Origin of the sequence: Halobacterium yunchengense, assembly GCF_037031165.1 — an archaeon.
GTDB lineage: Archaea > Halobacteriota > Halobacteria > Halobacteriales > Halobacteriaceae > Halobacterium > Halobacterium yunchengense.
In genome coordinates this window covers 252674-263805 of the sequence record NZ_JAYEZL010000001.1, presented here as the reverse complement: position 1 = coordinate 263805, position 11132 = coordinate 252674, and the positions used below count along the sequence as shown (strand labels likewise).

9 protein-coding genes are annotated in these 11132 nt (G+C 73.4%); 3 read left to right on the top strand and 6 right to left on the bottom strand.

The genetic code is table 11. The features are described from left to right. Positions 1-7 precede the first annotated feature (7 nt). From U5911_RS01240 to purB, 3 genes are all read right to left on the bottom strand, one after another. Complete coding sequence (locus U5911_RS01240) at positions 8-1441, bottom strand: SLC13 family permease (RefSeq protein ID WP_336034593.1); 1434 nt, start codon at positions 1439-1441, stop codon at positions 8-10. 132 nt (positions 1442-1573) lie between these two features. Next, positions 1574-1795 carry a zinc ribbon domain-containing protein gene (locus tag U5911_RS01235; RefSeq protein WP_336034591.1) on the bottom strand — a complete coding sequence of 74 codons (222 nt, stop codon included), beginning with the start codon at positions 1793-1795 and terminating at the stop codon, positions 1574-1576. Positions 1796-1868: 73 nt separating this feature from the next. Next, entirely contained in the window at positions 1869-3245 is a 1377-nt protein-coding gene (gene purB / locus U5911_RS01230) for an adenylosuccinate lyase (RefSeq protein WP_336034589.1), read from the bottom strand. Between the two features lie 169 nt (positions 3246-3414). Here purB and purH point away from each other — a divergent pair, with 169 nt between their 5' ends. Then, entirely contained in the window at positions 3415-5025 is a 1611-nt protein-coding gene (gene purH, locus U5911_RS01225) for a bifunctional phosphoribosylaminoimidazolecarboxamide formyltransferase/IMP cyclohydrolase (protein WP_336034587.1), read from the top strand. A gap of 93 nt (positions 5026-5118) precedes the next feature. On the opposite strand, the gene U5911_RS01220 is transcribed toward purH, so the two are convergent. Then, positions 5119-5355: an amphi-Trp domain-containing protein gene (locus U5911_RS01220; RefSeq protein WP_336034586.1), complete on the bottom strand. Its 237-nt coding sequence runs from the start codon at positions 5353-5355 to the stop codon at positions 5119-5121. A gap of 362 nt (positions 5356-5717) precedes the next feature. Next, a complete protein-coding gene (locus U5911_RS01215) occupies positions 5718-6578 on the bottom strand; it encodes a hypothetical protein (RefSeq protein WP_336034585.1) in 861 nt (286 codons plus the stop codon). Between the two features lie 173 nt (positions 6579-6751). Here U5911_RS01215 and folP point away from each other — a divergent pair, with 173 nt between their 5' ends. Together folP and U5911_RS01205 are read left to right on the top strand one after the other, a co-directional pair. Next, the gene (folP, locus tag U5911_RS01210; RefSeq protein WP_336034584.1) at positions 6752-9187 is read left to right on the top strand and encodes a dihydropteroate synthase; all 2436 of its coding nucleotides are present in this window, start codon (positions 6752-6754) and stop codon (positions 9185-9187) included. Between the two features lie 54 nt (positions 9188-9241). Beyond that, entirely contained in the window at positions 9242-9949 is a 708-nt protein-coding gene (locus U5911_RS01205) for an SDR family oxidoreductase (protein WP_336034582.1), read from the top strand. A 52-nt stretch (positions 9950-10001) separates the two neighbouring features. Here U5911_RS01205 and U5911_RS01200 read toward each other — a convergent pair whose 3' ends face one another. Beyond that, the gene (locus tag U5911_RS01200; protein WP_336034580.1) at positions 10002-11069 is read right to left on the bottom strand and encodes a glycosyltransferase; all 1068 of its coding nucleotides are present in this window, start codon (positions 11067-11069) and stop codon (positions 10002-10004) included. Positions 11070-11132: the final 63 nt, after the last annotated feature.

Below are 11132 nucleotides of genomic sequence, written 5' to 3'. Positions count from 1 at the left end.
GCGTCGCCTAGAGGAGGCCGGCGAGGACGACGACCAGCAGCGTCGCGGCGACGCCCATGAGGACGTCGAGGACGACGCCCGCTCGCAGCATCTGGTCGCGGGTCACCGCGCCGGTGCCGTACGCGATGGCGTTCGGCGGCGTCGCGACGGGGAGCGCGAACCCGAAGCTGGCCGCGACGCCGCACGCGACGGCGAGCGTGACGCCGGTGCCGTCGGCGCGCCCGAACTCCACGAGCACCGGCACGAGGATGGCCGCGGTCGCGGTGTTCGAGGCGAGCTCGGAGAGCAGGACGGTGAGCGCGACGACGCCGGCGACGACGGCGAGCAGCGGCAGTCCCGCGACGGGGTCGAGGACGGTGCGCGCGAGCCACGTCGTCGCGCCGGTGTCGGTGAACGCCCCCGCCAGGGACAGCCCGCCGCCGAACAGCAGGAGTGTCGGCCAGTCGATGCGGCCGACGTCGTCCTCGTCGACGGCGCCGACGGCGACGAGCACGCCGACCGCGAGCAGGCCGACGAGCGCGAACGACAGCAGGCCGTCGAGGTCGCCGGAGCCGAACAGCCGCTCGTGGACGCCGGCGGGCAGCCACTCGAAGAGGAAGCCGAGGCCGCCGAGCACCCAGAGCGCGGCGGTCCCGGCGAACACGGCCGCGACGCGTCGCCCCGTCGGCGTGACGGGGTCGAGGTCGCGGCGGAGCGCGTCCGGGTCGCCGGTCGGCCCCTCCGCTGGGTCCGGCGGGTAGAGCGCCACGAGCACCAGCCAGACGATGGGCACGGAGACGACGACCACGGGCACGCCGACGAGCATCCACTCCAGGAAGGAGACCGAGACGCCGAGCCCGCGGTCGAGCTGCGCGACGACGATGGCGTTGGCGGGCGTGCCGACGAGCGTGCCGACGCCGCCGACGCTCGCGCCGTAGGCGACGCCGAGCAGCGCGGCGACGTGGAGGTTCGAGTCCTCGGGTTCGTCCGGGCGGACCGCGCGCACGACGCCGGCGGCGACCGGCAGCAGCATCGCGGCGGTGGCGGTGTTCGAGACGAGCATCGAGAGCGCGGCGGCGGCGACCATGACGCCGAGGACGAGCCGCCGCGGGTCGGTGCCGGCGGCGGCGACGACGCGGAGCGCGAGGCGCTCGTCGAGGGACTCGCGCTGGAGCGCGGCGGCGAGCACGAACGTCGCGAGGAACAGCGCGACGACGGGGTCGGCGAACCCGGAGAGCGCGGGCGCGAGCCGCGGGTAGACGCCGAGGCCGACGAGCCAGACGGGGACGAGCAGCGCGGTGACCGACAGCGGGAGCGCGCCCGTCACCCAGCAGACGGCGGCGAACCAGCCGGTCGCGAGCGCGGCCGCGCCGGCCGCTGAGAGCCCAGTCGGTGTCGGCGCGGCGACGACGCCGAGCGCGCCGGCGACGGCGACCGCGAGCGCGAGCGGACGGCGGGACACGGCGGAGCGTCGGCGCGCTCCCCCAAAAGTGCTACTCGCCCGACCGCCGACGGTCGGCCGGGAATGTCCCTCGAGAGAGCCGACGGTCGGCCGGGAATGCCCCTCGAGAGAGCCGACGGTCGGCCGGCGGCGCTACCCGAAGAAGACGTCGGCGAGGTCGGCGCCGCGGTCCGCGACGTCGGCGTACAGCTCCGTGTAGCCGCAGCTCGTGCAGGTGACCGTCTGGAAGTTGTTCGTCTGGATGTCGAACATCTTCGAGAGGCCGGAGCCGGTCGTGGAGATGGAGCCGACCTCGACCTCGTCGTGGCCGCACTTCGGGCAACCGTCCTCGGTGGCTTCGTCGGGCGGGGACATACGCCGGTCTGCGTGCCGGTGCGGTAAATGTCTTGAGGAGTCCGCCCGCCCCGTGGCGCCGCGCGGCGGGCGGTCAGGCGTCGCGCGCGAGGTCGCCGCCGACGCCCGTGTAGGACTCGGGCGTGAGCGCGAGCAGTTCCTCGCGGACTGCCTCGTCGACGTCGAGGCTCGCGAACAGGTCCCGGAAGTCCTCGAGGGTGACGCGCTCGCCGCGCGTGAGGGCTTTCACGCGCTCGTAGGCGTCGCCGTGGCCCTCGCGGCGGAGGATGGTCTGGACGGCTTCGCCGACGACCTCGGGGTTCGCGCGCAGGTCCTCGCGCATCACGGCCTCGTTCGGGGCGACCTTCCCGAGGCCGTCGTCGAGTTTCGAGTACGCGAGCAGGCAGTACGCGAGCGCGGCGCCGACGTTCCGCTTGACCGTGGAGTCCGAGAGGTCCCGCTGGAGGCGGCTGGTCGAGAGGTACTCCGAGAGGAAGGAGAGGTCGCTGGCGGCCTTCGCGAGGTTGCCCTCGGCGTTCTCGAAGTCGATGGGGTTGACCTTGTGCGGCATCGTCGAGGACCCGGTCTCGGACTTCGCGGCCTGCTGGCCGAGGTACCGCTGGGAGACGTACAGCCACGCGTCCACCGCGAGGTCGCGGAGCACGCCGTTCGCGCCGCGGAGCGCGTCGAACAGCGCGCCGAGGTCGTCGCTGGGGTTGACCTGCGTGGTCGGTTCGACGTACGCGAGGTCGAGCGATTCGACGAACTCCCGGGAGAACGCCCGCCAGTCGACCTCGGGGAAGGCGGCGTGGTGGGCTGCCCACGTGCCGGAGGCGCCGGCGAGCTTGCCCGCGAGGTCGTCGGTCGCGGCGTCGACGCGCGCGGTGGCGCGGCCGAGGCGCGCGGCGTAGACGGCCATCTCCTTGCCGAACGTCGTCGGCGTGGCGGGCTGGCCGTGGGTGCGCGCGAGCATCGGGAGGTCGGCGTACTCGTGGGCGAACTCGACGAGCGCGTCCCGGACGTCGCCGAGCGCGGGCAGCAGGACGTCCTCGACGGCGGCCCCGACGAGCAGGCGGTGCGCGAGGTTGTTGACGTCCTCGCTGGTGAGCGCGAAGTGGATCCAGGGGTGGGCGCGCTCGGGCGCGTGCTCGCGGACGAAGTACTCGACGGCCTTCACGTCGTGGTTGGTGGCGTCGTAGCCGCGGGCGCCCTCGGTCTCGATGCGCTTGACGAGGTCGGCGTCCTCGGCGTCGAAGGACTCGTGGGCGTCGCGCAGGGCCTCGCGCTCGTCGGCGGCGAGGGACAGCGGCACGGCGTCGAGGTCCGCGAGCGCGAGCAGGTACTCGACCTCCACGCGGACGCGAGCGCGCATCAGCGCTGCCTCGCTGGCGTACTCGCGCAGCGGCGCGGTGCGGCCGGCGTACCGGCCGTCCAGCGGCGTGACGGCGTACAGCGCGTCGGAGTCTGTCATGCGTCGGTGTCGCCGCGCTCGCGGCAAAAGCCTGCCGGTCGCGAGCATCCACGGAAGTGCATACAAGTCGGCGACTCGCGCCGACAGCGGCGATTTTCTATCGTCGTTCGTGCATACTTCTCGGCGTCGGACCGAAATCACTTTGCCGTCGGCGGCCGCCCGGTGAACCATGACTCGCATCGCCGGCCTCGCCAGCAACCGCGGCCGGAACCTCCTGCACGTCGACGACCGACAGCCCGGCGGCGCCGAACTCGCCGTCGTGCTGTCGAACCACGCGGACGCGCCCGTCCTCGACGCCGCCGCCGACCGCGGCGTCCCCACGGAGGTCGTGGAGCGCCGCGGCGGCGAGACCCGACGCGACCACGAGCGCCGCGTCGTCGACGCCCTCGACGGCTACGACGTCGACCTCGTCTGCCTCGACGGCTACATGCGCGTGCTCTCGGAGGCGTTCCTCGACGCGGCGCCGCTGACGCTGAACGTCCACCCCAGCCTCCTGCCGGCGTTCCCGGGCGCGGACGCCCACGAGCAGGTGCTGGACGCCGGCGTCGCCGTCAGCGGCTGCACCGTCCACGTCGTGACGAACGCCGTCGCCGAGGACGGCAGCGTCCGCGAGGGCGACGTCGACGCCGGCCCCGTCGTCACCCAGGAGCCGGTTCCCGTCTACGCCGACGACGACCGCCAGGCTCTCAAAGAGCGCGTGCTCTACGACGCGGAGTTCGAGGCGTACCCGCGAGCCATCCGGTGGTTCGCGGCCGGCGACCTCGAGGTGACGGCGGACGGCGTGACCGTCGACGCCGACGACGGCGGCGACCTGCCCGCGCGCTACCTCGCGAGCGCCGACCGCGCGGACGCCCTGCGGTACGGCGAGAACCCCCACCAGGACGCCGCGGTGTACCGCGACGACACCTGCGCGGAGGCCAGCGTCGTCGGCGCCGACCAGCTGAACGAGGGCGCGAAGGCGCTGTCGTACAACAACTACAACGACGCCGATGCCGCGCTGAACCTCGTCAAGGAGTTCGACGAGCCAGCGGCCGCGGTCATCAAGCACACGAACCCGGCGGGCGCGGCGACCGCCGACACGCTCGCCGAGGCGTACAGCGACGCGCTGTCGACGGACGCGAAGAGCGCCTTCGGCGGCATCGTGGCGCTGAACCGCGAGTGCGACGCCGAGACCGCCGAGCGCGTCGCGGACTCGTTCAAGGAGGTCGTCGTCGCGCCCGGCTACACCGACGGCGCCCTCGACGTCCTCACCGGGGAGGACAACCTCCGCGTGCTCGCGGTCGGCCCGCTCGGCGAGGCGACCGAGCGGACGACCGAGAAGCCGCTGGTCGGCGGTCGCCTCGTCCAGGAGCGCGACCTGTGGGCGCCCGAGCGCGAGGACCTCGAGGTCGTCACGGAGCGCGCGCCCACCGACGACGAGGTGGAGACGATGCTGTTCGCGTGGCGCGTCCTCAAGCACGTGAAGTCCAACGGCATCGTGTTCGCGGACGGCACGGAGACCGTCGGCCTGGGCGTCGGCCAGGTGTCACGAGTGGACGCCGTCGAACTCGCCGCGAAGAAGGCCGACCGGGACGCCGAGGGGAAGGACGCCGAGGGCGCCGTGATGGCGTCGGACGCGTTCTTCCCGTTCCCGGACGGCGTCGAGGCGGCCGCGGAGGCGGGCGTCGACGCGGTCATCCAGCCCGGTGGCTCCGTCAACGACGACGACGTCGTCGCGGCCGCCGACGAGCACGGCGTGGCGATGGTGTTCACCGGCCACCGGACGTTCCGGCACGACTGACGCCGGCGGCGTCCCGGCAGTCGCGGCGTCGTGCTAGCAACGGCATTCCGGCAGTCGCGGCGTCGCGCACGCGAGGGACCGGGCTCTGGGCTGTCACTCCGGTCGCCAGTCGAGCGTGACCTGGACGGTCTCGCGGCGGCCGCGGAACAGCGCGGACTTCTCGACGACGCGGACCCGGTAGTTGACGCTGTCCGGCGGCGACAGCGTGATCTCCTTGTTGCCGACGCGGACGTCGACGTCGCCCTCGCGGAGGTCGCTGGCGAGCTCGTTCGGCCGGTCGGCGGCGACGGCGCGCGAGACGGACTCGGCGCTCGTGGTCTCCTCTGCCATACCGGGCCGTGTTCGCGGTCGGTCTTTGGTAGCCGGCGCTTCCGCCGCGGGCGTTCGCGGTCGGCTGCTGACTGTGGGCGCTTCCGCCGCGCGTGTCCGCGGTCGGCTGCTGACTGTCGGTGCTTCCGCCGCGCGTGTCCGCGGTCGGACCTGTCGCTGCCAGTGAATCGGGCGGGTGGGGGGATGGGGAACGGGGAGGGGGAGTCGCGTGGAGCGCCAGCGGGGATCGACAGACTGGTTGGGTTCCGTGGGGGCGGCACCGCGTGGGGACGCTGGAGGGCCGGTGGCGCTCCACCCGTTCGTTGCCCCCGACATATCAAATCAGTTCGGGAGGCACAAACGGCCGTTTTTGGGAACCGTTGTCACTCGTAGTCGACGGTCGCCGAGCGCTCCCCGTGGCCGAAGTCCACGGCGACCTCGAAGCCGACCTCGACGCCGGTCTGGTCGTCGTCGCCGGACCGCTCCGGCGCGGTCGCGTCGACCTCGACGGTCGTCTCCTCGCCGCCGGGCAGCGTCTCCGAGACCCGCAGCGGCGCGTTCGCGGTGCCCCGCACGGCCGCGTGGAACTCGATTTCGTCGCCGCCGTTGTCGACGGGGAGCTCCGCGGTGAAGCTCTCGCCGGCGGGCACCGAGTCGGGCGCGGACAGGTCGCCGACCTCGTAGTCGACGCTCTGTGTGACGGCCTCCACGTCGCGCGCGTCGAACGCCCACGTGGCGGCGGCGTCGCCGGTGTCGACGTCGACGCTCGCCGTGTACGGCGTCAGGTCGGCCGGGACCGAGTACGCCGCCTCGAACTGCACCTGTCCGCCGCCGATGGGGAAGACGGGGTCGTCGAACGTCTCGTCGTCGACCGTGAGCGTGCAGTGCTCGGCGACGAACGACTCGTAGTCGTCGACGCCGTCTGGCGCGAACGTCACGCGGACGTAGCGCTCGCCCTCGACGGCGTGGACGGCGTCCGCGCCGCTGCCGCGCGTCAGGACGAACGCGGACGCGTCGACGCCCTCGACGCCCAGCGCCCGGTCGCCCGACAGGGACGCGGTCTCGCCCACCGACAGCGGGCCGTCCTCGGTCGGCTGCTCGGTCGTCGGCCGGGTCGTCGGTTCGCCGGTCGTGTCGTCCGGTTCGGTCGTCGTGGAGGGGTCGTCGTCCTGCCCGCCGAGACAGCCCGCCAGGGCGAGCGGGACTGCGGCGGACGCGGACGCGAGGAACTGTCGTCGTTCCATGGTCGTCGGTCACCGCCCGGGGGCAAATCGGTTGGCAACGGACAAACGCGGATTTGACGTATCCCGGTGCCGTCCCGCGCACTCCCCGCGCGGCGGCGACCGGCCGCTCGCGTCCGGGCGGCGCCGCTGTCGGGTCCGACAGTCTAAAGCGGCGGCCCCCGCTCGGTGCACGTATGCGCTACGACGAGGCGGCGAACTTCCTGCTGGACCTCCGCCGCTACCGCCCGAAGCCCGGGACGGACTCGACGGCGGACCTGCTGGCGGCGCTCGGCGACCCCCACGAGGGCCCGCGGTACGTGCAGGTCGCGGGGTCGAACGGGAAGGGGTCGACGGCGCGCCAGCTCGCGGCGGTGCTCCGGGAGGCCGGCCTCGAGGTCGGCCTGTACACGTCGCCGCACCTCGACGACGTCCGGGAGCGCGTCACCGTGGACGGCCGGAAGCTCTCGAAGGACGCGCTGACGGATTTCGTCGAGGCGGTGCGGCCGCGCGTGAACGAGCGCGCCGCGGACGGCGACGCTCCGACGTTCTTCGAGGTGGTGACCGCGATGGCGCTCTGGGAGTTCGGCCGCCGGGACGTCGACGTCGCCGTCCTCGAGGTCGGCATCGGCGGGAAGTTCGACGCGACGAGCGTCGTCGACCCCGTCGCGAGCGCGGTGACGTCGGTGACCCTCGAGCACACGGGCGTGCTCGGCGACACCGTCGCGGAGATCGCCCGCGACAAGGCCCACGTCGCGCCGGCGGACGCGCCGCTCGTGACGGCGACGGCGGGCGACGCGCTCGCGGCCGTCCGCGAGCAGGCCGGCGGCGTCGTGACCGTCGGCACCGGCGCCGACCGCGACGTCCGCGTCGCCTACGAGGGCCGCACGAACCACACGGAGGCGGCGGTGTCGCTGTCGGGCGACGGCTGGGCGGTCGACGCCCGGATTCCGCTGCTCGGCGCGTTCCAGGCGGAGAACGCCGGGGTCGCCGCCGCGCTCGCCCGCCAGGTCGCGGCCGTCGACGAGGAGACGCTCGCCAGGGGCCTGCGGAAGGCGTACTGGCCGGGGCGCTTCGAGGTGATGAACACCGACCCCCTCACGGTGCTCGACGGCGCGCACAACCCCGGGGCGTGCGACGCGCTCGCGGCCACGCTCGCCGAGTTCGACTACGACGACCTCCACGTCGTGTTCGGCGCGATGCACGACAAGGACCACCGGGGGATGGCCGCCGCGCTCCCGGCCGACCGCGTGTGGGCGTGCGAACCGGACAGCGACCGCGCGGAGGACGCCGAGGTCCTCGCCACCGTCTTCGGCGAGGCGGGCGCGGACGCCACCGTCACGCGGTCCGTCGAGTCGGCGGTCGAGGACGCGCTCGCCGCGGCCGACGCCGACGACCTCGTGCTCGTCACGGGGTCGCTGTTCGCGGTCGCCGAGGCCCGGAAGCGCTGGACGCGCGCGAACGTCCGGAAGGACGTCGACGACCTCGCGGACGCCCGGGACGTGCTGGAGGGCGCGCACGTCACGCCGCCCGGCGTCTGGCGGATGCGCGGGAAGGGAGTCCACCGCGTCGTGAAGACGCGCGTCCAGAAGCGCCAGGCGCAGTACCTCAAAGAGGAGCTGTTGAGCCTCGGCGGCGAGTGCTCGCTGTCCGGGCTGAACTCCCAGACGCGGGGGTACCTGGACGCGGTGCTGATGGGGACGCTCGCGCAGTTCAAGCGCCTCTGCGAGAAGCTCGACGGCCAGCCGTACGGGCTCGCCGTGTTCGCCGAGGAACTCCGCGAGACCCTCGGCATCCAGACCGAGCCGGCGACCCACGGCTACCCCTGGGAGGACGGCACCGCGGTCATGGGCATCCTGAACGTCACGCCCGACAGCTTCCACGACGGCGGCGAGTACGAGGCCGTCGAGGACGCCGTCGCGCGCGCCGAGGAGATGGTGGCGGCCGGGGCCGACATCGTCGACGTCGGCGGCGAGTCGACGCGGCCCGGCGCCGACCCCGTCCCCGTCGAGGACGAGATCGACCGTGTCGTCCCGGTCGTCGAGCGCGTCAGCGACCTCGACGCGATGGTCTCGGTGGACACGCGGAAGGCCGCGGTCGCGCGCGCGGCCCTGGAGGCGGGCGCGGACGTCCTCAACGACGTCACGGGCCTCGAGGACCCCGAGATGCGGTTCGTCGCCGCCGAACACGACGTCCCGCTGGTCGTGATGCACTCCGTCAACGCTCCGGTCGACCCCGACGAGGACGTCCACTACGACGACGTCGTCGAGGACGTGCTCGACGAACTCACCGAGCGCGTGCTGCTCGCGGAGAAAGCCGGTCTCCCGCGGGAGAAGATCGTCGTCGACCCCGGACTCGGGTTCGGGAAGACCGCCGCGGAGAACTTCGAACTGCTGGACCGCGTCGACGAACTCCACGCGCTCGGCTGTCCGGTGCTCGTCGGCCACAGCCACAAGTCGATGTTCGGCGCGGTCGACCGCTACCCGGACGACGGCGGCTACGCCACCGTCGCCGGCACCACGCTCGCGGTGGAGCGCGGCGCGGACGTCGTGCGCGTCCACGACGTCGCGGAGAACGCCGCCGCCGTCCGCGTCGCCGAGGCCACCGACGACGGGACCGACCGCGACGCGTAGCGGTCGGCTCCGCCTGCGGTACACTTACGCTCGCGCAAGTGCTGGCAGTCACACGTGACCGACCAGCGAGTGGCCATCGTGACGGCGGCGGGCAGCGGCATCGGCGAGGCGTGCGCGCGGCGACTCGAGGCGGACGGCTACGTGCCGGTCCTGCTGTCGCCGTCGGGGAGCGCCGTCGCCGTCGCCGAGGACGTCGGCGGCGACGGCTTCGAGGGCTCCGTGACCGACCCGGAGGACCTCGCGGCGCTCGTGGAGACGACCGTCGAGCGCTACGGCCGCGTCGACGCCGTCGTGAACAACACCGGCCACCCGGCGTCGGGCGACCTCCTCGACGTCAGCGACGAGGACTGGTACGAGGGGATGGACCTCGTGCTGTTGAACGTGATCCGGATGGCGCGCCTCGCGACGCCCGTGATGGTCGAGCAGGACGACGGCGGCGCGTTCGTGAACGTCTCGACGTTCTCCGCGTTCGAGCCCTCCGCGGCGTTCCCCGTGTCGTCGGTGCTGCGCGCCGGTCTCGGCAGCTTCACGAAGCTGTTCGCCGACCAGTACGCCGGCGAGGGCGTGCGCATGAACTCCGTCCAGCCAGGGTTCGTGGACACCTGGGACGTCGACGACGAGACCCGCGAGCGCATCCCGATGGGCCGCGCGGCCCGCGCCGACGAGATCGCGGACGCCGTCGCGTACCTGCTCTCCGACGAGGCGAGCTACGTCACCGGCCAGAACCTGCGCGTCGACGGCGGGCTGACGGCGTCGGTGTGAGCGGTGGCCGATTGCCTCGCGGCGTCCGGCTGAGTGTCGCCGGGCCGCCCGCTCAGAGCAGGCCGGCGTGCTCCTGGGCGTCCCGGTAGACGTCGAGGTACTGGTCGAGGAAGCGCTCGCGGTCGTAGTCGGCGAACGTCTCGTCGACGGCCTTCCGCTCGAGGCCGCCGGCCGCGGCCAGGCACTCCGTGATCTCCTCGTCGTTGGTCGCGCGGAAGCCGCGGTCGTACTGCTCGACGAGCTCGTGTGCGCTCGACTGGGCGTGGTACTCCACGATGCCGACGCAGCCGCAGGCGAGCGCGCGCAGCAGGTCGAGCGCGAACGACGTCCGCTCGGCCGTGTGGACGTAGACGTGGGCGTTCTTGAACACCGCGGCGCGCTCGTCGACGCTCATCTCGCCGGCGAAGTCGACGCGGTCGGCGATGCGGAGGTCCCGGGCCTGCCGCTCGTAGCTCTCGCGCTCGGGGCCGTCGCCGACGACGGTGCAGTTCCAGTCGTACTCGCGGAACTCCGCGAGCGCGAGGAACAGCGACTCGAGGTTCGCGTCCGCGTCGAGGCGGCGGCTGAAGACGATGTCGCCGCCGTCGCCCGGGACGGCGCGCCTGATCGCCTCGAAGTCGATGCCGGTCGGGATGACGCGGACGTCGCCGCCGTTCGCGCCGCACTCGCGGACGCTCGTCTTCACCGTGCGGGAGGGCGCGACGACGACGCTCGGCTTCCGCGCCGCGTACCGGTACGCCCGCCCCCTGAGGCCGTCCGCGGCGTCGTGCTGGTCGTACCACTCGCAGACGACGGGCGCGCCGGCGAGCACGCCGCCCCAGCGCGCGCCGTAGACGTGGCCGGGCGTCCGGCTGGTGGCGTGGACGACGTCGGGCGCGAGCCGCCGGAGCAGGAGGGCGGCCCTCGCGGCGAACCACCGCTGGCCGCGCTCGTCCGCGACGGCGTGGTAGGTCACGTCGTCGTGCTCGAACGAGTCCGGCTGCCCCTCCCACCACTGCGCACACAGGACGTGGACGTCGTGTCCGCGCTCCACGAGGGCGTCGGCCAGCGAGTGGAGGCGGTCGACGTCGTCGGCGTCGACGTGGTGGGCGGTCGTCTCCGAGACGAACGCCACGCGCATACACGCCGCCACGGAACACGCGGATAAAAACGGTTCCGTTCGCGCCAGACTGCCGAACGCGAG